General features: G+C 42.0%; 19 protein-coding genes. 6 read left to right on the top strand and 13 right to left on the bottom strand.

Annotated features, from left to right (window positions below; all coding sequences use genetic code 11):
• Window positions 1-36 precede the first annotated feature (36 nt).
• The 11 genes from Q0V82_RS00100 to Q0V82_RS00045 form a co-directional block, all read right to left on the bottom strand.
• Window positions 37-1,374 carry a sigma-54 dependent transcriptional regulator gene (locus Q0V82_RS00100; protein ID WP_297571661.1) on the bottom strand — a complete coding sequence of 446 codons (1,338 nt, stop codon included), beginning with the start codon at window positions 1,372-1,374 and terminating at the stop codon, window positions 37-39.
• An 11-nt stretch (window positions 1,375-1,385) separates the two neighbouring features.
• Complete coding sequence (locus Q0V82_RS00095) at window positions 1,386-2,468, bottom strand: chemotaxis response regulator protein-glutamate methylesterase (RefSeq protein ID WP_297571658.1); 1,083 nt, start codon at window positions 2,466-2,468, stop codon at window positions 1,386-1,388.
• Window positions 2,469-2,561: 93 nt separating this feature from the next.
• A complete protein-coding gene (gene cheD, locus Q0V82_RS00090) occupies window positions 2,562-3,176 on the bottom strand; it encodes a chemoreceptor glutamine deamidase CheD (protein WP_297571657.1) in 615 nt (204 codons plus the stop codon).
• On the bottom strand, window positions 3,176-4,072 hold the full coding sequence (locus Q0V82_RS00085) for a CheR family methyltransferase (protein ID WP_297571656.1): 897 nt from the start codon (window positions 4,070-4,072) through the stop codon (window positions 3,176-3,178). The genes cheD and Q0V82_RS00085 overlap by 1 nt, the downstream gene beginning before the upstream one ends.
• Before the next feature lie 209 nt (window positions 4,073-4,281).
• Entirely contained in the window at window positions 4,282-7,056 is a 2,775-nt protein-coding gene (locus Q0V82_RS16540; protein ID WP_374758505.1) for a methyl-accepting chemotaxis protein, read from the bottom strand.
• 10 nt (window positions 7,057-7,066) lie between these two features.
• The gene (locus tag Q0V82_RS00070) at window positions 7,067-7,549 is read right to left on the bottom strand and encodes a chemotaxis protein CheW (RefSeq protein WP_297571655.1); all 483 of its coding nucleotides are present in this window, start codon (window positions 7,547-7,549) and stop codon (window positions 7,067-7,069) included.
• 7 nt (window positions 7,550-7,556) lie between these two features.
• Window positions 7,557-9,695, bottom strand: a complete 2,139-nt coding sequence (locus Q0V82_RS00065) for a chemotaxis protein CheW (RefSeq protein ID WP_297571653.1) — start codon at window positions 9,693-9,695, stop codon at window positions 7,557-7,559.
• A gap of 24 nt (window positions 9,696-9,719) precedes the next feature.
• Window positions 9,720-10,085, bottom strand: coding sequence for a response regulator (locus tag Q0V82_RS00060; RefSeq protein ID WP_182075441.1), 366 nt, complete (start codon window positions 10,083-10,085; stop codon window positions 9,720-9,722).
• 724 nt (window positions 10,086-10,809) lie between these two features.
• The gene (locus Q0V82_RS00055; RefSeq protein WP_297571647.1) at window positions 10,810-12,537 is read right to left on the bottom strand and encodes a fused response regulator/phosphatase; all 1,728 of its coding nucleotides are present in this window, start codon (window positions 12,535-12,537) and stop codon (window positions 10,810-10,812) included.
• Between the two features lie 5 nt (window positions 12,538-12,542).
• On the bottom strand, window positions 12,543-12,848 hold the full coding sequence (locus tag Q0V82_RS00050) for an STAS domain-containing protein (protein WP_297571645.1): 306 nt from the start codon (window positions 12,846-12,848) through the stop codon (window positions 12,543-12,545).
• A gap of 95 nt (window positions 12,849-12,943) precedes the next feature.
• Window positions 12,944-14,119, bottom strand: coding sequence for a PAS domain-containing sensor histidine kinase (locus Q0V82_RS00045; protein ID WP_297571643.1), 1,176 nt, complete (start codon window positions 14,117-14,119; stop codon window positions 12,944-12,946).
• 196 nt (window positions 14,120-14,315) lie between these two features.
• On the opposite strand from Q0V82_RS00045, the gene Q0V82_RS00040 reads away from it, so the two are divergent.
• The 6 genes from Q0V82_RS00040 (at window position 14,316) to Q0V82_RS00015 (ending at window position 20,712) form a co-directional block, all read left to right on the top strand.
• The gene (locus Q0V82_RS00040) at window positions 14,316-15,266 is read left to right on the top strand and encodes a chemotaxis protein (RefSeq protein ID WP_297571641.1); all 951 of its coding nucleotides are present in this window, start codon (window positions 14,316-14,318) and stop codon (window positions 15,264-15,266) included.
• Between the two features lie 28 nt (window positions 15,267-15,294).
• On the top strand, window positions 15,295-16,242 hold the full coding sequence (locus Q0V82_RS00035) for a chemotaxis protein (RefSeq protein WP_297571638.1): 948 nt from the start codon (window positions 15,295-15,297) through the stop codon (window positions 16,240-16,242).
• Between the two features lie 67 nt (window positions 16,243-16,309).
• Window positions 16,310-16,699: a chemotaxis response regulator CheY gene (gene cheY, locus Q0V82_RS00030; RefSeq protein WP_173532170.1), complete on the top strand. Its 390-nt coding sequence runs from the start codon at window positions 16,310-16,312 to the stop codon at window positions 16,697-16,699.
• A 39-nt stretch (window positions 16,700-16,738) separates the two neighbouring features.
• Window positions 16,739-17,491 (top strand): protein phosphatase CheZ, encoded by a 753-nt coding sequence (gene cheZ / locus Q0V82_RS00025; protein ID WP_297571632.1) that lies wholly within the window; start codon window positions 16,739-16,741, stop codon window positions 17,489-17,491.
• 29 nt (window positions 17,492-17,520) lie between these two features.
• Window positions 17,521-19,428 carry a chemotaxis protein CheA gene (locus tag Q0V82_RS00020; protein ID WP_297571630.1) on the top strand — a complete coding sequence of 636 codons (1,908 nt, stop codon included), beginning with the start codon at window positions 17,521-17,523 and terminating at the stop codon, window positions 19,426-19,428.
• A 63-nt stretch (window positions 19,429-19,491) separates the two neighbouring features.
• Window positions 19,492-20,712: an EAL and HDOD domain-containing protein gene (locus tag Q0V82_RS00015; RefSeq protein ID WP_297571627.1), complete on the top strand. Its 1,221-nt coding sequence runs from the start codon at window positions 19,492-19,494 to the stop codon at window positions 20,710-20,712.
• A 134-nt stretch (window positions 20,713-20,846) separates the two neighbouring features.
• Here Q0V82_RS00015 and Q0V82_RS00010 read toward each other — a convergent pair whose 3' ends face one another.
• Complete coding sequence (locus Q0V82_RS00010) at window positions 20,847-21,932, bottom strand: calcium:proton antiporter (protein ID WP_297571624.1); 1,086 nt, start codon at window positions 21,930-21,932, stop codon at window positions 20,847-20,849.
• Between the two features lie 52 nt (window positions 21,933-21,984).
• Window positions 21,985-23,328 (bottom strand): APC family permease, encoded by a 1,344-nt coding sequence (locus Q0V82_RS00005; RefSeq protein WP_297571622.1) that lies wholly within the window; start codon window positions 23,326-23,328, stop codon window positions 21,985-21,987.
• Window positions 23,329-23,603 lie beyond the last annotated feature (275 nt).

Raw genomic sequence — 23,603 nt, 5'->3', positions numbered from 1 at the left:
GGCGATGGCGGCAAGCAAATACTGCGCCCTGTCGCATCAAACTGGTAAATTGCCGTCTTGTTCGCGGTATTGCGCCAATTTATAGCGCAAAGTCCGTTCACTCATTCCCAATTTCTCTGCGGCAGCCTTTCTCACCCCTTGCGTTGACTTCAATGCTTCAAGAATTAAATTCTTTTCCATCTCTTTCATATTGCCCGAGGCCATGCTGGCATCGGCATGCAGCACGACTGCTACATCAACGGCAGAATTTGCCGCATCGTGTGGCAAATACAAATGTTCAACGGCAATTTCATCCCCTGGGGCCAAAATTAAAGCCCGCTGAATCACATTGTCTAATTCGCGAATATTGCCCAACCAACGATGCGCTTTGAGTGCTTGTTCTGCTGCTGGCGTCAAATGAGGCAAACGGCGCTGATAAGCGACTGAATACGTAGAAAGCATAGATCGTGCCAAAGGAATTAAGTCTTCCAAGCGCTCGCGCAGCGCCGGAATACGCAAAGGAAAAACATTCAAACGATAAAATAAATCTTCACGAAAACGCCCAGCTTTAACCTCAAGACTGAGATCTCGATTGCTGGTGGCCAAGATGCGAATATTCAAGCTAATCGATTTCACGCCACCGACGCGTTCCAACTCACGTTCTTGTAACACGCGAAGGAGTTTGGCCTGCAAGGCCAATGGCATTTCGGTCACTTCATCCAGCAATAAAGTACCCCCTTGCGCCTGCTCAAACTTACCGATGTGATGACTTGCCGCACCGGTGAACGCCCCTTTTTCATGGCCAAATAAAGTCGACTCGAGTAGCTGTTCAGGGATCGCCGCACAGTTAATCGCTATAAATGGTTTATTGGCCCGAGGACTATGCCGATGAATGTAGCGCGCCATGACTTCTTTGCCCACGCCCGATTCCCCGGTCAACATGATTGAAGCATCGGCCAGGGCGGCTCGGCGAGCAATCGCCATAAGCTGGCGCATCGCGGGCGCCTCTGCCAACACCTCATCCCCCTCCATATCGGGTAGCCGATATTTTTCTACTTGCGCCAACAATAAATCCGGTTCAAAGGGTTTGGGTAAGTAATGACACGCGCCGGCATGCAGCGCGGAGACCGCCCGATCAATGACGCCGTAAGCCGTCATCAGCATCACAGGTAGCCAAGGATATTGCGCTTTGATTTCTTTCAGAAGGGTATCGCCATCCATCGGCTGCATTTGTACGTCGGAAATGACCATACCGACCCGATGTATTTTTAATAATTCTAAAGCAGCCAAACCATCCTCGGCGGCCAATGCTGGATATCCTCCTAATTCAAGCGTATCGAGTAATGCCTCACGTAAGGCATCGTCATCTTCCACAATTAATACCGGTAAAGCCATGTCCTTCCTTTTTAAATCCTAAGCGCCTTGCCACCATTGCTCGCCAACCATGACAATACTTTGTGCGCCATCTCTTTCAAACCAACAATTTCATTCACGCCGCCCACGGCAATCGCTTCTTTGGGCATGCCAAAAACCACGCAACTGGCTTCATCTTGCGCAAAATTATGCGCCCCCGCCTCGCGCATTTCTAGCATGCCCACTGCGCCATCTTTGCCCATGCCGGTCAGAATAACGCCAATTGAGTTACGCCCAGCGACATTTGCGGCCGATCGAAATAACACGTCCACCGAAGGCCGATGCCGATTCACTGGCGGCGCTTGCGACAACTCACACACATAGTTGGCGCCCGAGATACCCAGCAAAAGATGCGAGTGCCCCGGCGCAATATAAGCATGCCCCGGCAAAACACGTTCGCCATGCTCAGCTTCTTTTACCGTAATTCGACATAAAGTGTCTAAACGATTGGCAAACGATTTGGTAAACATCTCGGGCATATGCTGCGCAATCAAAATACCCGGCGCATCCGGAGGCATTGGCACTAAAAACTCTTTTAGCGCTTCTGTGCCGCCGGTTGAAGCCCCCACAATAATCAATTTTTCGGATTTCATCAGTGGTCTTACCGTCTTAGACAATACCGCATCCGCAGTGTAGTTCGCGGCAATATGCGGCTGCGATAGCGTGCTTACTCTCGCCTTGGCGGCCATGCGAATTTTCTCTCTAATTTCTTCTGCATAATCTTGAATGCCTTGCGCAATATTTAATTTTGGCTTGGCGATAATATCCACAGCGCCCAATTCAAGCGCGCGCAATGCCACTTCAGAGCCTTTTTCTGTCAACGAAGAGATCATCAGTACCGGTGTTGGTTTTAAGCGCATTAAACGCGCCAAAAAATCTAAACCATCCATTTTCGGCATTTCGACGTCTAGTGTAATAACATCTGGATTGAGTTCCCTAATTTTTTCTCGCGCGATCAGCGGATCAGGAGCCGCCGCAACACATTCCATATCTGGCGCCGTATCAATCACCTCTTTCAATAAGCTGCGCATTAATGCTGAATCATCAACGACAATCACTCGGATTTTTTGCCCCATTACAGCCTCCCTAACGCATTGAGTTCAGCGCGACGGCTGTGCCGTCATTGATCCTTCTGCCGGACAACAATACAAAAACGGTTGATTCATTTTTTAAGTAAACAACTCAATATCACCACCCTCATCAATATGTGTCAAACGCGCGCCATAGCTTTTTTCTCGTTCAACAATCGTATTATTGTGGACTTCTTTTAACTTCCGAATTAAAACTCGCCCCGTTTGAGAAAAAAAATAAACTTTTCTTGGATAGATATCTAATAAATCTTCAGCAACAATAGGAATGCGCTCTAAAGATAAAAAGCTTTTTACAAATTCTGAATTTTTTAGGCCCACATTAGAAACAGTAAAGCCACGTAACACATTGCCACCACCAAATACTTTTGCCTCTAAACGCGTTTTTTTGGCACCCTGCTTGAGTAATTGATTAATTAAAATTTCCATGGCATATGTGCCATAACGAGTAGATAAACCATTCACTGTCGCCATTGATTCAGCAGATTCTGGTAACATAAAATGATTCATTCCGCCAATCCCCGTTACGGGGTCACGAATGCACGCTGCAACGCATGAACCTAGCACGGTGACCAACAACATATCACGGCCGGTGACATAATATTCACCGGGTAGAATTTTGGCCGCTTCAATATCAAAATTTTTATCAAAATACAATGTAGGTGCCAAAACCTCTTCATAAAGATGAGTTGACATTAGCGATGCCCCCATTGCGAAATCGCACGCTCAGTTAAGCGATACGTTGTTTTTCCACAAGAAGCATAATAATCCGATAGAAATTGCAAATTTTCAGAATGGCCAACATAAAGAAGTCCTTCCGGTTTTAATAAATGCCCCATTTTTTCTAAAATCACTTTCTGTGTTGGCCGATCAAAATAAATCATGACATTACGACAAAAAATAGCATCAAAACGACCTTGCAAAGGCCATTCATCATTTAACAAATTGATCTGCTGAAACTCAAGCAATTCCCGTAATATTGTTTTGGCACGGACCTTGCCAGCATCACTGCCTTTTCCTTTTAAAAAAAAGGCTCGCTTTCGCTCCATGGATAATTTTTCTAATTTGTCTAAGGTATAAATCCCAGTTGCCCCTGTGGCCAATACTTGCGTATCTAAATCAGAAGCGACGATTTCAACATTGGGATGATTATTTTGATACGCCTCAATCGCAGTCATTGCCAAAGAATAAGGCTCTTCCCCTGTCGAGGCTGCGGAACACCAAATACGAAAAGGCTTGGCGGCACTTTTTTTCATTTGCTGCGCCAACATATCAAAATGATACGACTCTCGAAAAAAAGACGTTAAATTCGTGGTCAATGCATTAGTAAATTGCTGCCATTCTTCTGAATCGGTATCTTTTTCAAGTTGCGTTAAATATTGTGTAAATGACGTCATATTGAGTGCACGCAAGCGCCGTGCCAAACGGCTATACACCATTTGCTGCTTACTCTCATTGAGTCGAATACCGGCGCGCTGATAAATTAATTGCACCACTTTATTGAAATCAGCCGTCGAATAAGTAAATTCATGTGGATCACTAAGTGGCGAGTTTGAAACCATAATTAAACCTACGTATATGATCAAAGCCATTGAGAATCAAAGCCTAGAAGCAAATACCATCAAAATATTCTAGACACAATGGACAATAGAGAGAAGAAAGAAACATTCTGAAGCGTTGCGGCACATCAGCAGACAGACTGAATAAAACGAGACAACCCGCGATAAACTGGCTGGGCCAGATATCGACATCAAGCCAAAGAAGCGAACCCTCTTTGGCTTGCGCAGTCATCTTAATTTAATTAAAACTCTTCCCAATGCGCATCGTCCCCGCCCAATTTAGATGGTGCCGAACGTGGTGGTGCCTTACTACTTGGTTTCGCAATGGCTGCCGATGGCGCAGAATGAACCACTTTAGTTGATCGAACGGCGACAGGACGGTGCGTCGCTTGCTCTGCACCTAACTTAAAAATAGCCACGGTTTGAGTTAAGTTACCCGCCTGCTCTTCAAGGCTCTCCGCCGCCGCTGCAGCCTCTTCGACTAAGGCGGCATTTTGCTGGGTATTTTCATCCATATGCGTAATCGCTTGGTTGACCTGCTCAATCCCAGCGCTTTGCTCGCTAGACGCCGCCGATATTTCACTCATGATATCGGTCACACGGCGCACCGCACCAACCACATCCTGCATGGTATGCCCAGCTTGATCCACCAACTTAGAACCGGCCTCTACCTTGAGCACAGAATCGCCAATCAAGGTTTTAATTTCTTTAGCAGCCCCGGCCGAGCGCTGTGCCAAATTACGCACTTCGGATGCCACTACCGCAAAACCCCGCCCTTGCTCACCCGCTCTTGCGGCTTCAACCGCGGCATTGAGCGCCAAGATATTGGTTTGGAACGCAATGCCGTCAATCACCGAAATAATGTCGACAATTTTTTTCGCCGAATCATTAATATCGGCCATGGTTGACACCACTTGGCCCACCACATCGCCGCCTTTCACCGCGATATCCGAGGCGCCAATGGCCAATTGATTGGCTTGACGGGCATTTTCGGCATTCTGTTTGACGGTACTGGTGAGCTCTTCCATGCTTGAAGCGGTTTCTTCCAAGCTTGCTGCCTGCTGTTCAGTTCGGCTCGACAAATTGCTATTACCTGCGGCAATTTCTTGCGATGCCACATTAATGGTGGATGCCGCTTCTTTAATATTGGCGACAATTTCTGCCAAACGCTCGCTGGTAGTATTACAGTCCTCTTTCAGCTGCCCTAATAAACCACGATATTCAGCGGTGATTTTTTGCGTTAAATCGCCCTGCGCTAAAGCCCCCAAGACGCGCGCCACATCAGTTAAACCGGCTTCATTGGACTCAACCAGCTGATTCATCCCTTCGGCCAATTTCAGCATAAAGCCTTCTTTGCCGGCAGGATCAACCCGTCGTGTGAAATCACCATTGACTGCGGCATCGACCAAGTTACCCACCTCGACCTCAACCGCCACCTCTTGCGTTCGATCAATCCACTCAACGACCGAGCCGAGTCGAGTAATGCCATCTTTAGCAAAGACAGGGCTGGCCACCAATTTAAATGTTTTCCCCGCGACGGTAATTTGTGAAATATAGGTACTGGTTAAATTGGCCAATAAACTCGATTGATGACTTGGATTTTTATGGAATGTATCAATATTGGTGCCAATTAATTTAGCAACATCGAACGATGGCAGGACTTTACGCAAATCATTTTGCACCCCCGACAACATCGAAATCACTGATTTATTCATATACACAATCACCCGATTCACATCGGCGAGCATCACATTGGCCGAAGTACCCTCAAGCGCCCCTAAAATTCGCGCACTTTCATTGGAGAGTTGTTGTTCACGCAATTCTGCAGCCAGCGCTTCGGTGCGATCTAACCACTCAACGACATAACCTTCACGGCCTCCTTTTTCATTGACCACTGGATTGACAATTAAGGCAAATGTACGACCACCAACCACAATGCTGGTTCGATGCTCACCGGCCAAACGATCCAACATGCCGCGTTGATGTGCTGGGTTTTTATGGAAGCCATCGATATTGGCCCCAATGATGTTGCGTGCACTAAATTGAGGCAAATCTTTTTTAATGTCTGATTCGGCATTTTGCAATAAACGCTCAACAGCGCGATTACAGTAAATAATATTGCGATCAGCATCCGCAATCATCACGCTAGTCGATACCGAATCCAAGGCCGTTTTAACTCGTGCATTTTCAATTCGAGCCACTTCTGCCGCACGTAATTTGACTTGTAACTGTTGCAATTTAGCCATCAAACTCGATGTATCATGATTGGCGACTAAAATATCTGAATTCAAATCACCACTCGCTATTTTATCGACCAATTGTTGTACTATTTCTAAATCCCCCCCAAGTTGGTTTTTAATTTTACGTAGTAGAAAGAACCCAACACCCAACACGAAAATCACACCCAAAACCACAGAAATCAAAACTAATAATTTTGTCGATTCAGAGGTTGAGCTGAGAAGAGAGGCATCATCCAATACCGTTTTTTGCTGAATACTGATAAAAGCCAATATCTCATCACGGTATACATTAAAAGTTTCTCTCAGTTCCCCCATCACAAAAATTCTAGAACTTGCTGCATCGCCGGTATCAAATAGCGCTTTAAACTTTACTTGAGCCGCCAAAAAATTAGCTCGTTTTTCTTGGACTTTAGCTAAATATTTAATCGCTTCTTGATCATTATTAATTTTTGCATTTTCTTCTGATTCAGAAAATATTTTATTAATAATCGCCTTAGATTTTAATACCTGCTCCCATTCAGCATCCGCTTTCAATTTATCTTCGGGTGTTGCAGTACCAATAATTTGCATATTTCGCAAGTGTCTGGCAACACCATTAACCTCATTCATTAATTCCTGACCATGAATCAAATGAGGTAGATATTGATTTTTTAATTCATCAGTCTTAACGATTGTTTTAACACTTGCACTATAGGTTACACATGCCAAAGCAATAAAAACTAATACAATGACAGATAAGCCCAACACCATGCATTTACGTAAAGTCATATTGTTCATTGGAATCTCCTTATGCTGCAATGGCTTCAACAAGCGCCATGTCAGCACTCGTCATGAGTTTTTCAATATCAACTAAAATAATCATTCTATTTTCTACTGTACCTAAACCTAGTATATAGGCGGTATCGAGTGCCGATCCAAACTCAGGTGCGCTACGCAATTGGTCGCTAGCCAATGTCATGACATCAGAAACGCCATCAACCACAATACCCATGGTTCTTTGTGAAACATTAATAATAATAACCACGGTAAATTGATCATAAACGACATGACCAAGTCCAAATTTAATTCTTAGATCAACAATCGGGACAATATTTCCACGAAGATTGATAACGCCCTTAATAAATACTGGCGAGTTTGCAATGCTAGTTACCGCGTCATAGCCACGAATTTCCTGCACTTTTAATATATCAATACCATATTCTTCTTTGCCTAAGGCAAAAACTAATAGCTCACGATTGACCTCATCATCTGACATCATTGAATCCATCATTTTCTCCTTATGCAGCCATCTGCGTTAAATAGGGTGTGGTAATTTGTTGCGCCATTTGTACTAAAATCGCGATATCTAAAATAAATGCAACATGGCCATCACCCATAATGGTTGCACCGGCAACACCAGCAACACGGCGATAGTTTGTTTCCAAATTTTTAACCACGACCTGATGCTGACCCAATAAATCATCAACAAATAAGGCTATTTTTTGCCCTTCCGCCTCTAAAATAATCGCAATGCCATCTTCAAATGACTTGACTTCGGTTGGCAGATTAAATACTTCATACAAAGCAACTAAAGGTAAATACTCACCACGAACATTAATGACGCTACCACGACCAGCCATACTTTTAATATCGGCCATTCTTGGTTGCAAAGACTCAACAATAAACGTCAATGGAATGATATATAGCTCGGAAGAAACCGAAATCGACATGCCATCTAAGATGGCTAACGTTAATGGCAAACGGACGCTCATCGTTGAGCCAATCCCCGTCATCGATTGAATTTCAATTCGTCCGCCCATGGATTGAATATTTTTTCGTACCACATCCATACCCACGCCACGCCCTGAAACATCGGTCACTTGTTCAGCGGTAGAAAATCCAGCTTCAAAAATAAGCATCCATACTTCAGAGTCAGGCATATTGTCATTGACATTAAATCCACGCTCTCTGGCTTTGGATAAAATACGCTCTCGATTAAGCCCAGCACCATCATCACTGACTTCAATCACAATATTGCCGCCCTGGTGAAATGCTTTTAGCGTCAAATTGCCTTGCGCTGGTTTGCCTTTCGCTAAGCGAACTTCTGGTGTTTCTAAGCCATGATCTAAACTATTTCGAACTAAATGCGTCATTGGATCAGATAGTTTTTCAATAAAACCTTTATCTAATTCCGTATTTTCACCAATCATACGCAGCTCAACTTGTTTATTGAGCTTACTGGCTAAATCTCGCACTAAGCGTGGATAACGATTAAAGACAAACGAAATCGGCATCATGCGAATTGACATGACGGATTCTTGTAATTCCCGCGTATTACGTTCGAGTTGCGCGACACCGGAAAGTAATTTTTCATGCACTACCGGATCAAGCAATAATGCATTTTGTGCCAGCATGGATTGAGTAATGACCAATTCGCCGACCAAATTTAAAAGTTGATCAACTTTTTCAACACTAACGCGAATAGAGGAATCTGATTTATCACTGACTGTTGCTTTTTCAGCCCCTTTATCCATTGCAATGCGATCACTGCTACGACGATTTAACGTTTCAGTAATGACCGGCGCGTCTATTGGGGGAGGCGCAGGCACAATGGCTGCAACAGCAGTAAAAAAGCCAAACCCTTCACCGTCTTCCAAGAGAACAGTAGGTTCTGGCGTGGTGACTGAAGTAAAGAATCCATAGCCTTCATTTGCAGTCGGCTCGCTGGCGGCGGCATCTTCAAAAAAACCGTAGGCACCATCTTGGCTATTATTTAAATCTTCTGGTTTTACAATGACTTTATTAAATTTATCTAGCCCGTTTTGTATATAAATACGCTCCGGTGAAATTAAAAAAGCAATAGATTCCATAATACTTTCAGCGGACTGTTCTGTTGCCATCGTCAAGTGCCAAGGATGCTCATCATCGCCATGCTCAATATTGGAGACCCGACCATACCGAGCTAGGCCAGCAATTAAATTGCCCATGTCAAAAGCTTCACCGGCAGCTATTTCAATAGATACGCCTTCGAAGGCAACCGATTGCTTGTCTTCATTGGACAAACTGGCTAATTCATCGGTTATTTGCTGAATGGCGATCTCATCGGCTTCGCCCTGTCCTCGATGTGCGGCGAGCATATCTTGCAATACGTCACCGGCACGCAGAAAGGCATCAACCATTTCAGGGCGTAGCTGAGTTTCTTGTTTACGAATCCGATCTAACAAATTTTCAAGGATATGAGTGACTTCGGTTAAGTCGTTAAATCCAAATGTAGCTGCGCCACCTTTAATGGAATGCGCTGCACGAAAAATGGCATTTAAGGCTTCGGGATCGGGACTTTCTACATCCAGCTTGAGTAATAGTGCTTCAAGGCTAGCCAAGTGCTCGGCAGCTTCATCAAAAAATACGGCAATAAACTGGCTCATATCGATGGTCATTGCTTACTCCTGAGTGCCGGTGAACTAACCAATGACTTTACGAACCACTTCAAGTAATTTTTGCGGATCAAATGGTTTAACTAACCAACCTGTTGCACCAACCGCCCGCCCACTTTGCTTCATCGTGTCGCTCGATTCGGTGGTTAACATCAGAATTGGCGTTGTTTTGTATTGCGGCAAAGCACGAACAGTACGGATCAAAGTCAGGCCATCCATGCCCGGCATATTTTGATCCGTTAAAATGAGATCGACTTGCTGGTTTTTGGCTTGTGCGACACCGGCATTGCCATCTGCAGCTTCAACCACTTCATAGCCAGCACTTTTTAAAGTAAAGGCGACCATTTGCCGTATCGACGTTGAATCATCCACAGTCAAAACTTTTTTAGCCATCTTGTTTTCCCTTAACTTTTAAAGAATGCTGAGCGATTAAAATAAATCCACTGAACCGCTATGCAGATTTTGTTGTGCAATAAGATCACATTGCAACGCAGCACTCAGCGACATAGCCTGAGTATAAATTGCCGGTATAATTTCATTTTCCCTACCAAAGCCTGAATTTAATATAGACAAATCGCTGTCAATTGCAGAAAGTTTTTACAGGACATCCCGCATCTCATAGGCACGACTTTGCGCATGACGTAGCAGTTATTGCGTTAAGTCTTGAAATTGCAGAGAACAGACGGCCCAATCCATTTGTTGCTCAACTTGCTGCGCAACAAGACCAAGGCGTTGTACCGCATCTTCAATGTAAAAAGAGAGATAAAGCGTATAAGCAGGAGGGAAAAACGAAGGCCATCAGCAGTGCAAACCACTGAATATCTAGCTAGAAAAGCCAGCAGACTGGAAGTCGGCATGCAAAAAGTGCCGCCAATACCCTTGACGAAGTGAAATGCGTATCCATTTACTCAAATAAATCAAGAAAAAATCCAAGACTAATCTGATTATTTATCGACACGAAAAAAGAGGGCTGAAAGTAGAAAGTAAATTGAAATGAGTGTGCAATTCAATACCACTAAGTACGCTCGCCTCACTCAGTTTGAATGATGGCAACGCAAGCCTATGATTTAAATAGGTTTGTTGTTTTCTACATTCAAACTATCAGGAGCCGACCCACTTAACTTTCTTGAGGGAAGTAATAGACTTCGACTTCATTTCCAATACCAATATAATTAACTCGTAATGCAAGGGCCTTAACCAATGAAATGCCACGACCAAAGGTAAACGTAGGAACGGGATCAACTGCATCACTCTTTTGCAAAGAACGAGACCAGTCAAATCCTTGACCACTATCCTTAACTCTAATACGTAAAATTTCATGTCCTCTGAGTAATACGCCCATCAAATCAATCTCTATCCGACCCTCTTCAAGCTCAGCTAAACGGCGTACCCGCTCTATTAAATAATATTCCATACCATCGGGATTCATTTTGATATGAGAGTCCATACCCAGTAAACCATGATCAATGGCATTCACAAACAATTCAGTCAATATTAAAAAAACATCCGATTGCGAACTGGCTAATGATTTTATTTCTTTAACAAACGTCATCATAAATGGAATCGTATTGACATAGCGCAGCTCTTTAGCGGTCAATACTAAATTGTATCGCCAAGTGCTTTGATTTCCTGTTGCAAAATCAGCCGTTAATAACTGACTAATATCTTCTGAGGAATGATGATTAATTTTTAAATCACGATTTGGATTGGCACCAAAATTAGCCAAAACCAATGAAACATCATCATGATGCTTTTCTTGCTGCAAGAAATTGAGGAAGGTTTCTTGAAAATATTCAATAGGCTTTAAATTCGATTTTTCTTTTAATAACTGCAGCAAACGCTCGATTCCAAACTCTTCGCCTTGTTTATTTCTTGCCTCAATCAAACCATCGGAACAAGCCACCACAAATCCAGTGCCGTTCGAGTAAAATCTTTCCGGAGAAAAATCCATAGAATGCGAAGGAATAATGCCTAAAGGTAAGTTTTTAGAACGGCACTCAGAAACCACATCACCGTGTTCATTGACGAGATAAACCATCGGCATGCCGCCATTCCAGATTTCAATACATCCAGTGGTTTCATCAATAGAAATTAAAGTAACACAAACAAAACGGCCGACGGGTAAAACCTGCCGAACTTTATCGTTCATTTCTAATAATATATCGCTGATTGCATAACCTTTTTCGGTCATGCTATAAAATGGCTGAGTCAGAGGCAGCACATTCAATGCGGCAGTTAAGCCGTGCCCAATCCCATCGGCAAGCATCACATGCAATGCCTGCCCCGGGGTACGAGCAGAGGCGATCAAGTCGCCCGATAAGCTCTCAGCTGGCGACAACAAATACTGTAGCTGGGGATCTGATAGTCGTTCTGAGTTGACTAACTGCTCCATCAAGTGCCGAACAACGCGTTTTTCTTCTTCAGCATTTTCATAGTAGTCAGCAAGCCGTTCTGACTGCTCTCTGACCTTTCTATTGAGTTCTAAAGTACGGCCAAAAGCTTTTAGTTTTGCTTCTAAAACTCGAAAATTAACGGGCTTATTAATATAATCGTCAGCGCCTCGCTCGATTGCATCAGCCAGCGCATTTTCTTCGCCAATACCCGTAACAAAAACAATAGGAACCCAGCGCTCCCCTGATTCTGCTTTAATAATAATCGCAGCTTCAGGGCCAGTCATGATCGGCATCATGACGTCCATTAAAACCAAATCGGGTTGTTCCAAACGACACTGCTCAATTGCATCTAACCCATTTCTAGCCAATATCGCCCTATGACCCAAGGCTTCTACAAACCGAGAAATGAGCAGTAAAATTGCTTCAGTATCATCAACAACCAAGATTTTCATGCAAATTACCTAATGGTGAAAATTTTACCAAAGCATGCAATTTCAAGAACCTGCTTTACAGTGTCACGGCAATTTACAAGTGCTAAATTTTTGCTAGCGGCTGAGATTTTCTCTTTTAAAAGTAAAAGCATGCCAAGTGCAGAACTATCTAAATAATTGACATTTTGAAAATCAACGAGCACCTCTTTTATGTCTGCATTTGCAATCAAAGACTCGCAAACCTGGCGAAACTCTCTATGCGCGCTGAAATCAAACTGCCCCGATAAAATGACGCGGCCAACGTTACCTTCAATCTGCACGGTAGGTGTCATACGTAATTAACCTTATAACTTGTAGTAAATATATTCACGGCAAACCCAAGAACTGATCTGGCAAATTAACTGTCGATCTAAATTCTCAACCACTTTCACACCTTAGTTGTAGCTGTCGTTAGTGGCAAGCGAATCTTAAAAGAACTACCAAAATCTAACTTAGATTCAACACTAATCCCGCCACCATATGCAGAGACTAAATTTCTCACGATGGCTAGACCAAGACCAGTACCATCTTTACGCGTGGTAAAGAAGGGTTCAAACAGGCGAATGCACGTGGCTTCAGACATGCCGCAACCAAAATCTTTAATTTCAATTTCTAATGTGGATACGTCCATCGATAGACTACATACCACACTTTGTCCTGATACCGAGGCTTGCAGCGCATTTTCAAGTAAATTTGCAATCGCCCCGGAAAACTCTCTGGCATTCACTTTTGTCCATACGGGCATATTCAAACTAACCCAATGCAATGCCACATTTTTAGCGTCAAATTGCGGCTGCACATGCTGAATTGCATCAAGTAATACGCCACTAACATCTAAACGCTCAGTGAACTGTTGCTGCCCACGAACAAAACGCAGCATATTTTGAATCAAGACCTCTAAATGCCGAAGCCGCTCTAATGATTTTTGAGCAAATCGGACGCGATCCTCGTTACTTAGCTCTACCCGAACTAAGTGCCCACTATAAAGCAGTGCTGTGGCCAATGGTGTGCGCAGTTGATGCGCTAAGCCCGCCGCCATTTCACCCATTTCGACCAAACGTTGATGCCGACTTAATGCACGACGCATTTCTGTAGCCGCGGTCACGTCGTGCAATAAAACCAGTCGTATCCCCTCTTCGGGCACATCAACCTCTTCTAAAAGAAGATGCCGTGCATTATCCCCACTTTGGTACGCCAAAACGCCGGGCTCGTCGGTCGCTTGCATTTGCTCAGCCATGACCACCGACCAATTAAATCGATGATCACTGCGCCCCAATAACTTTTTTGCTGCCGCATTTTGCGTCAATACATCTCCGCATTGATCCAATTCTAAAACGCCAGCGGGTAATCGATCTAACAATAAGCTGAGACGTCGCGACAATGCTGACTTCTCCTCAAACTCACGCCGTAAATTACCATTGGCAACCTCTAGCTGTTCAGTAAGAGTAGTAACCTGATCCTGTAATTCAGCATAAGCAATTGATAGTTGCTCTGATGCAGCGGTAAATAAAGCAAAAGCTTGCTCCAAATTTTTAGGATCAATGACTTCATGGTTTAAACTCATCAGATAACACTCTTGTCGTCAGCATAGTTATGCATTATAAAGATTTTAGATTACAGACTTTTCCACAATAAAACAAAGTCAGTAAGTTTATTGAAAAACAAAGTTTTTTAAACAAATTTGGTTTTAAGGCTTTATATTTAGAGCTCAAGGCCGATAATGCTATATTCAATCACCCGTAGCCTCTGGGAGTAAAGTCGTGTCAGACCTTCTAAAAAATATCGACGCCCGTACGAAATTGGCAGGGACCAATAAATTAGAAATATTACTCTTCACTCTGGGCCTAGATCAAAGATCAGGCCGAAGAGAAACTTTTGGTATCAATGTATTTAAAGTTCGAGAAGTAATGAGAACGCCAGAAATAACTCAGGCTCCTGATATGCCATCCTCAGTAGAAGGCATGGTTAGCTTACGTGGTGTTCTTGTTCCTGTTATTGATTTAGCAAAATACGCAGGTATTTCGACAGAAAGCAAACCAGAGATTATGGTGGTCACAGAATACAATGGGCATACTCAAGGCTTTTTAGTTGAGGCTGTTGACACTATCTTACGCTTAGATTGGTCAGTCATGCGAGTACCTCCTGACATGCTCACCATGCAAATGGGGGGGCTAGTCACAGCGGTAACTGAATTAGACAACGGAAAGCTAGTGATGATGCTTGATGTTGAAAAAGTACTTGCAGAGACCACTCAAAAAAGCAGCACAATCGATACGGCAGCAGTTGTTTGCGATTCAAGCATCAGTCATAAAACCGTGTTTTTTGCCGATGACTCCGTAGTTGCACGCAGCCAGATAGAACAAACATTAGATGCAATGAATGTGCATCATATGCACGCAATCAATGGTAAACGCGCATGGGAAGATCTACTGAAGTTAGCCAAATCGGCTGAAATGCAAGGCAAACTGGTTAAAGACTTATTGCACTTAGTCTTAACTGACGTCGAGATGCCAGAAATGGATGGCTACATGCTCACCAAGCAAATTAAAAGTGATCCTCGTTTTGCAGGTATTCCTGTTTTGATGCATTCATCACTATCAGGTCTATCCAATCAAAAGTTAGGGCAATCTGTTGGGGTTGATGGTTATGTTGCGAAATTTGAGCCACATAAACTATCAGAAAGTATCACGAATTTTTTGCGTCGCGAATAATCGCAAAAACACCAAGCTGAGGTGACTTATGAGCAAACCACAACAAACTAACTTACTTGATACCGTAGATGCGCGCACAAAGCTTGCGGGTTCAAACAAAATGGAAATTTTGCTTTTTTCCTTAGGAACACGAGAAATATTTGGAATTAATGTTTTTAAGGTGCGTGAAGTTTCGCAAACGCCAAAAATAACAAAAACCCCTAATATGCCGCATGGTGTCGAAGGCGTTCTTTCTTTGCGTGGCAATATTATTCCGGTGATTTCATTAGCTCGTTTTATTGCAACGCATGAAGAGCCAGTCGGTGATACATCAAGCACCATGATTGTGACGGAGTTTTCAAAGCATACTCAAGCATTTTTGGTTCATGATGTGGATCGCATTATTCGAGTGGACTGGGACAAAGTACGCGCGCCAGAAACAATGCTGGCTGGAAATCAAGCATTGATCACTGCAATTACTGAATTACCTGATGGGAAATTGGTTTCCATTCTCGATGTTGAACAAATTTTAGCCACCGTGATTGGAGAGCCTTTAATTCCGGAGCTACCGCCAACACAAATAAATCCAGATACATTTATGTTTTTTGTTGATGATTCAATGGTTGCACGCAAAGAAATTATTAGCGTTCTCGACAAAATAGGCATTAAGTATCATCAAGCCAATAATGGTAAAGAAGCGTGGGATAAACTACAGAATTTAGCCAATAGAGCAGTTCATGATGGCGAAAATTTGCGAGACAAACTAAAATTAATATTAGTAGATGCTGAAATGCCTGAAATGGATGGGTATGTGCTGACTAAGTATATAAAATCAGATCATCGTTTTAAGGGTATTCCAGTGGTAATGCACTCTTCACTTTCATCTAATGCCAATCGTGCAATGGGTGCAAGCGTAGGTGTCGATGCTTATGTAGCTAAATTTGATGCACTCATTTTAGCCGATACTCTTTCCCCGATGTTGAGTAGCCAAAGCTAACTCAACATCTTCGTAAAAAAATATTATATGCGTATATCAATTGCGATAACGCAGCTGGAGTTAAGTTATGGCAGATCAGAACATGCGTTTTCTCGTGGTAGATGATTTTTCTACCATGCGTCGCATCGTCCGAAATCTTCTAAAGGAGCTTGGATTTACCAATGTGGATGAAGCAGAAGATGGACAAGTTGCACTGCATAAATTAAAAAATGGTCAATTTGAGTTCGTGGTGACCGATTGGAACATGCCCAATATGACCGGCATTGAATTATTAAGAGCGATTAGAGCCGATGCTCAGCTCAAACATCTACCTGTATTGATGGTGACTGCTGAAGCAAAAAAAGAAAACATTATCGAGGCTGCCACAGCAGGAGCTAGCGGTTATGTTGTGAAGCCTTTTACAGCCGCCACACTGGATGAGAAGCTGAAGAAAATTTTTGTCAACATGGCAAAATAATTTTTCACAATACATAGATAACAATCAGTAGGAGGCACTGTGAGCGATAATGCATTAAATAATGGGGACTCTCCCGACCTTGAGGCGCTTTTTGATAGTATTTTGGAGTCAAGCCAAGAAGTATCCTCACCAGTAGCCTCGATAAACGCCAACGACCAAGAGGACCCACAGTCATTGATGGCAGACCCTGCCAAATCGATGTTTTCTCACATTGGCCAAATCACACGCAAACTACATGACACATTGCGTGAGCTTGGCTTAGATAAGTCGCTAGAATCTGCTGCTGCGTCGATTCCTGATGCAAGAGACCGGCTGTCCTATGTCGCGACAATGACGGAAAAAGCGGCAGAGCGAACGCTCAATGCGCTAGATATCGCTAAGCCATTGCAGGATAACATTACTGAAAACTCAAAAAAACTATCCTCACAATGGGATAGATTTTTTAATAAACAACTCAGCATTGATGAATTTAAGTCTCTTGTTAAACAAACAAGAACTCATTTATCTAGTACAGCACAGCAGTCAGAAGAAGTAAGCGCTCAAATGCTTGAAATCATGATGGCACAAGACTTCCAGGATTTAACAGGCCAAGTGATTAAACGTGTTTTGACCATGGCTAAAGACATGGAAAGCCATTTACTCGACTTTCTACTCATGTTCAATCCACAAGGAACTACAAAAGTGGAAGAAAATAGCTTACTCAATGGTCCTGTTATTACAACCGAAGGAAGAACCGATATTGTAACTAACCAAGAACAGGTTGATGACCTCTTGGAAAGCCTCGGTTTCTAAGTCTTATTACCGCGTATAAGGGGTATATCATGAGTGTTTTCGGCGGAATGGAAGACCTATTACAGGACTTCTTAACTGAGTCTTCAGAGTTGTTGTCTGAAGTCGATAATAAGTTAGTTGAGCTAGAAAAGCGCCCAGATGATAAAGCGTTACTCAATGATATTTTTCGCGGTTTCCATACCATTAAAGGTGGTGCAGGCTTTTTAAATGTCGACTCCATGGTGAGCCTGTGCCACAGAACAGAAAATCTTTTTGACAAACTCCGTAACGCAGAACTCACGCTAAATCCTGAGATTATGGACGAGATTTTAGCTGCAACTGGCGTAGTGCGTGAAATGTTTGGTGAAATGTCCCAGGGCCGCCAACCGGCTCCCGCAGATCCAGCACTACTTAAAGCTTTAGATGATGTACTAGAAGGCAAAAGCAGTGAAGCCTCTTCTGCCGTATTAGAAAGCCCACCCACTGCACCTTCAATTTTAGCCACCACGGAAAACCAGTCAGAGCATGACTGGAAAAATTTGTATGATGTCTTGCTCGATGAAAAAGGAGCGGCGACTCAAGTGCCTACTGAGCAATTATCCAAAGATGTTGAAATAATCAGCGTAGAACCGAGCGAAGTCTTGGCCCAGTCCTCTGCAGTGCTAGAACCAATGCAAAGCTTAAAGCCAGCTGCAGCAGCAACTAACGCACGCCCTCAAGCCAATACACAACAACTTGCGACTCAAGAAACAACCATCCGAATTGATACCGTTCGCTTGGATCAAGTATTAAATTTATCCGGTGAAATTGGCCTCACAAAAAATAGGCTAACCACTTTACGTGCAGACATTATGTCTGGAAAAATGGATAGCGTTACGCTCAAAGCACTTGATGAAGCAATTGGTCAACTCGACCTGCTCGTTGGCGACTTACAAAATGCCGTGATGAAAACACGAATGCAGCCAATCGGTCGATTATTCCAAAAGTACCCACGACTGGCTCGTGACTTGGCCCGTCAAATGGGAAAAGATGTAGAGCTCGTGATATCAGGAGAAGAGACAGAGCTCGATAAAACGATGCTCGAAGACCTTAATGATCCATTAGTGCATTTAGTACGCAATGCAGTTGATCATGGGGTTGAAACGACAGAAGAGCGCATCGCTAGCGGTAAACCAGCTAAAGCCGTGGTCGAGCTAACTGCCACTCAAGTGGGCGATCATATTCGCATTGAAATTATTGATGATGGCCGCGGCATGCGCCCAGATGTCATTCGCCGAAAAGCCATTGAAAAGGGCTTAATTGACATCGAGACAGCAAATAGCCTCGATGACAAGCAAAGTTTACAACTTATTTTTCTTCCAGGTTTTTCGACTAAAGATCAAATTTCAAGTGTCTCAGGACGTGGCGTTGGTATGGATGTCGTTAAAACGAACATTCAAAAGTTAAATGGTCGCGTTGATATTCAATCTGCAGTTGGTGAGGGTTCCCGCTTCACTATTTCTCTTCCATTAACCCTCGCAATCTTACCTGTACTCGTTGTAAAGGTATGCAATCAGCCTTTTGCTGTGCCATTAGCAATGGTCAGAGAGATCATCACTATTCGTCAAGAGCATGTGCAAGAAGTATCGGGAAGAGCAACGATAGTCGTTCGTGACGAAATTTTATCAGTACGCTCACTCGCTAACTTGATTGGCTGGGAAGAAGTTCAATTACCGCAATTTGGTGTATTAATGCAATCTGCGGAGCATTCATTTATTCTTGCTGTAGACAGCTTCATCGGCCGGGATGATGTCGTTATTAAACCACTGCAAAACATCCGTCCTAAAGGCGTAGCTGGTGCAACCTTATCAGGAGATGGCTCAATCGTCTTGGTTCTCGATATGGAAGATCTACTGGCGTCTGATACAGCAGAAACATCAGCAATAAAAACCTCTCGTTTTATCGAACAATTTGTTTAATAAAAATTGGCATAAAATTATTCCAACGAACTAGGAGCATGGCATTTAGCCTGTTACCAGAATATGACGCAAGAACATGCATTTATTGGACGTCAACCCATCCTGAATCGCCAGCAACAAATTATTGGTTATGAATTATTATTTCGCTTAAATCAAGAGGCCATTTCTGCTGAATTTTCAAGTGATATGCATGCTGGTACAAACGTACTGGTAAACACGATATCTAATATGGGAACAGACTGGCTGGTTGGCAATAAGTTAGCATTTATCAACGTCGCCGAATCAATGCTTGAAAGTAACTTTCTAGAACTATTACAACCTCAGCGCGTCATTTTAGAAATTGTTGAAACCACACAGCCCACTGAAGATTTATTAAATCGCTTACGTGATTTACGTGCACAAGGTTTTGGCATAGCGTTAGATGACTTTGTACTAACACCTCAAACTGCATCAATGATTGAATTTTCTAATTATATTAAATTAGACATTCAACAACTAGGTATGGCACAAGTCCCCATATTATCAAAAGAATTACGTCGTTTTCCATTGCTTCAAGTTGCTGAAAAAGTTGAAACTAAAGACGAATTCACAAAGTGTTTTGATATAGGGATGGATTGTTTTCAAGGTTATTATTTCGCACACCCAGAAACTTTATCTGCAAAAGTAATTAACCCAGGCTATGCAAATATTTTGCAGCTTTTAAATATGTTGCGTAACAATGCTGAAATTAGAGATATAGAGAATGCACTTAAAAGAGATGTCGCACTTTCATTCAAACTTCTTCGCTACATAAATTCGGCGGGCTTTGGACTTTCTTGTGAGATTCAATCATTTCGCCACGCTGTAACGATATTAGGATATCAAAAACTATACCGCTGGCTTACGCTATTACTCGTTACTGCCGGAGCGGACACTGGTACACCACCTGCACTATTAAAAACAGCCGTTACACGTGGTCGATTGGTTGAATTATTAGGCTCACACCTACTTGATGGACAAGATAAAGATAATTTATTTATTGTTGGTATGTTTTCTTTACTTGATGTATTGCTAGATATGCCAATGGATAGAATTTTAGAAACTTTAATTTTACCTGAAACTGTCACCGATGCTCTAATGGAACACACTGGCATCTACGGTCCATTTCTTGAACTAGCAGAGGCCTGTGAAGACCCAGAAATGGCAGAAGTACCAAGGCTATGTGAGCAATTACAAATAACGCCTGAAATGCTTAATCGATCTCACGTTCAAGCTTTAAATTGGGTGGAAGAGCTGGGCGTTTAATTTTCATATCATCTAATACATATATTAAAAATATAATGCTCGCTTATCATAATAGTTAAGCGAGCATTTTCTATTATTAAAAAACTTCATTTAGAATATAAAATTAAAAACCCAACAACTATTATTCTTTTATCTCATGGGAAAATAGTCATAAAAAGATAAACAGCAAAAATCATTAAATGAACTAACCCTTGTAAAACGGTAGTTCTGCCATTACCTAATGATAAAGTTGAAACTATTAATGTAAGCACCAACAATACTGTTGATTTAGCATCAATACCAAGCATCAAAGGCCAGTCATTCAGAATTGAAACAATTGCAACAGCGGGTATCGATAAGCCAATACTCGCCAAGGCAGAACCTAATGCCAAATTTAGACTAGTTTGTAATCGATTTGATTTTGCTGCGCGTAGTGCAGCTAAACCTTCAGGCATCAATACAATTGCAGCGATAATAACACCAACTAATGCTGCCGGAGCACCAATAGCAGCGACACCAGCCTCAATCACAGGAGAAATAGATTTTGCCAATAAAACTACAGCGATTAAACCAACTACTAATAAAAAAGCGCTCAATATCGCAACTTTAGTTGTCGGAGGTACTGCATGAATATCTTCATCACTCACACCCTGTTGAGGTAAAAAATAATCTCGGTGGCGAACCGTTTGCACAAAAAGAAAAGTACCATATAAAACTAAAGACACTAATGCCACAAATGCTAATTGATTTGAGCTATAGATTGGCCCTGCTACAGTAGTAGTATAATTAGGCAATATTAGAGTTAAAACTACAATGGCCGCTAACGTTGATAATGACGCATTAACACCCAACATACCAAACCGTTGTTCTCCAAATCGGTTTCCTCCGACCAAAAGACACAATCCGACAATACCATTAAGTATAATCATCACTGTAGCAAAAATGGTATCTCGCGCTAATGCAGACGCTGCTTCTCCACCAGTTAGCATTAGCGTCACAATCAAAGCAACTTCAATTGCTGTAATTGCAGCCGCCAGCACTAAAGTCCCAAATGGCTCTCCGACACGATGCGCAACCACTTCAGCATGATGAACCGCAGCCAAGACACCAAACAATAAACCAATCGACAATAAAATTAAATACCACTCACCAAAACCAAATAACTGCCCAAAAAGTAGTACGCACCCTATAAATGGTGTGGCGACAGTCCATGCAGGCAATTGCATTATCGATTTAATCATTTAGTCAACCTTATAAACTTCAAAAAATACAAAAACAATAAACACCATAAAATCAATCAGAAGAATTCACTTTCACATACTTCCATTGAATAAAATATACAATAGCGCCAACAATCAAACCTGCACATCCAAACATGAAAATCTTAAAATTAAAATTAGATAACAGATAAAGTGATGCACATATAGCCAAAATAGGTATGCAGACACCTCCGGGAATAACAAATCCTGCAGGTAAATCCTGATCTTTCCTTAGTTTAATAACCGCCAAGGCTGTTGGTATGTACTGTACAAAAGAAGCAAAAACCGCCAAGGAGATTAAAAACAAATAATCACCACTCAAAAGTAACAATGAACACAAAGAAAAAGTAATAACCAGAGCATTAACCGGACGATTATATTTATTTTTTCTGCCTATAAATTCAGGTAACAACTGATGTTGTAATGCAAGTGAGGATGCAATCAATGGAACACTAAAAGAAAAAGCTAAAATAACACCACCAATAGAAATTAACATACCAATGACAATTAGATTGTACCCCCACTCACCTACCATTTTAGAAAATGCATCTGCAACAGGTAATGATGAAAATTCCAAATCTGGACCTAGAACACTAATTGAAACTGCGACCAATAAAAAATAAATAATACTACATGTCATAATAACTAAAATCAAAGCTAAAGGAATATTCTTTTGTGGGTTTTTCATTCTTGCCGCAGCAATAGGTAAGAAAGAAAACCCAGTAAACGCATAAAATATAATACCTAATGCGGCACCAAATGATGAATAAAAAGAATCATCAGACACAACTTTAGGCAATAAAAATGGTTTGAAGTTATTGAAATCTACAAAAAAAGCACCTACAAAAATAAATAAAAATATAACTATTAACTTAGATACAGAGGAAAAATCATTCAATACTCTACTAAGACTAACTCCAAAATAATTAACTACAACCAAAAAAATACAAATTATTAAAGCAGATAAATCATATACATAATTATTCTTAAGCGCTGGAAAAAAACCTGCTAAGGCCGTTAAAAATCCAGCTATTTCAGAAGAAAGTATAATAATCCCCAAAACCCAAGCATAAAATCCAACTTCAAACCCAACAAATCGCCCGAACGCTCTGTAGCTATAAATCCATGCCGCACCATTTTCAGAAAATTTACTGGCCAATTCTGCGTAACACAATGCGATAAGAAGCACAAGGAATGATGCAATCAATACAATAGCAATGCTAGCCACACCAATTTTTGCATATACCTGGTTCGGTAGTAAAAAAATTCCTGAGCCAATAATTCCATTAATCCCTAATAAAAAAATACTAACCAAACCAATTTTATTATTAATAACCACTGAATTTTTGGCTGTATCTAACTTTGATTCTACTGGCATTGATCTACCTCACAAAGCTGATCATCGATCACATAGTTTAGTCAAAAATGGTATGTTGCGCACAAGTTAACTATTTACTGCATCTTCTTATTTCTTGCTAATTAACAAATGTAGTATTACACCTATAGAAATTTTAAGCAGTAAAAAAAACACTAAAATTGATTTTTTAATTCACGATGTGTCATGGTCTGGCATGCTGTGTTTTATCTTTGTTATCTTTCGCGCACAAACGCCGGACAGCAAAAAGCCCGACTCTTTCGAATCGGGCTTTCTGG

The organism is uncultured Deefgea sp. (genome assembly GCF_947072475.1).
GTDB lineage: Bacteria > Pseudomonadota > Gammaproteobacteria > Burkholderiales > Chitinibacteraceae > Deefgea.
Note: the sequence above shows the minus strand (reverse complement) of the source record. Positions and strands in the feature narration are given on the sequence as shown.

What these genes read in the sequence shown, in the direction of transcription:
- Q0V82_RS00055 (WP_297571647.1), bottom strand. Translation starts at nt 12,537, where the DNA reads ATGAAAATCTTGGTTGTTGATGATACTGAAGCAATTTTACTGCTCATT.
- Q0V82_RS00085 (WP_297571656.1), bottom strand. Translation starts at nt 4,072, where the DNA reads ATGGCTTTGATCATATACGTAGGTTTAATTATGGTTTCAAACTCGCCA.
- Q0V82_RS00065 (WP_297571653.1), bottom strand. Translation starts at nt 9,695, where the DNA reads ATGACCATCGATATGAGCCAGTTTATTGCCGTATTTTTTGATGAAGCT.
- Q0V82_RS00015 (WP_297571627.1), top strand. Translation starts at nt 19,492, where the DNA reads ATGACGCAAGAACATGCATTTATTGGACGTCAACCCATCCTGAATCGC.
- Q0V82_RS00045 (WP_297571643.1), bottom strand. Translation starts at nt 14,119, where the DNA reads ATGAGTTTAAACCATGAAGTCATTGATCCTAAAAATTTGGAGCAAGCT.
- Q0V82_RS00035 (WP_297571638.1), top strand. Translation starts at nt 15,295, where the DNA reads ATGAGCAAACCACAACAAACTAACTTACTTGATACCGTAGATGCGCGC.
- Q0V82_RS00050 (WP_297571645.1), bottom strand. Translation starts at nt 12,848, where the DNA reads ATGACACCTACCGTGCAGATTGAAGGTAACGTTGGCCGCGTCATTTTA.
- Q0V82_RS00095 (WP_297571658.1), bottom strand. Translation starts at nt 2,468, where the DNA reads ATGGGGCAAAAAATCCGAGTGATTGTCGTTGATGATTCAGCATTAATG.
- Q0V82_RS00005 (WP_297571622.1), bottom strand. Translation starts at nt 23,328, where the DNA reads ATGCCAGTAGAATCAAAGTTAGATACAGCCAAAAATTCAGTGGTTATT.
- Q0V82_RS00020 (WP_297571630.1), top strand. Translation starts at nt 17,521, where the DNA reads ATGAGTGTTTTCGGCGGAATGGAAGACCTATTACAGGACTTCTTAACT.
- Q0V82_RS00010 (WP_297571624.1), bottom strand. Translation starts at nt 21,932, where the DNA reads ATGATTAAATCGATAATGCAATTGCCTGCATGGACTGTCGCCACACCA.
- cheD (WP_297571657.1), bottom strand. Translation starts at nt 3,176, where the DNA reads ATGTCAACTCATCTTTATGAAGAGGTTTTGGCACCTACATTGTATTTT.
- Q0V82_RS00060 (WP_182075441.1), bottom strand. Translation starts at nt 10,085, where the DNA reads ATGGCTAAAAAAGTTTTGACTGTGGATGATTCAACGTCGATACGGCAA.
- Q0V82_RS16540 (WP_374758505.1), bottom strand. Translation starts at nt 7,056, where the DNA reads ATGAACAATATGACTTTACGTAAATGCATGGTGTTGGGCTTATCTGTC.
- cheY (WP_173532170.1), top strand. Translation starts at nt 16,310, where the DNA reads ATGGCAGATCAGAACATGCGTTTTCTCGTGGTAGATGATTTTTCTACC.
- Q0V82_RS00100 (WP_297571661.1), bottom strand. Translation starts at nt 1,374, where the DNA reads ATGGCTTTACCGGTATTAATTGTGGAAGATGACGATGCCTTACGTGAG.
- Q0V82_RS00070 (WP_297571655.1), bottom strand. Translation starts at nt 7,549, where the DNA reads ATGATGGATTCAATGATGTCAGATGATGAGGTCAATCGTGAGCTATTA.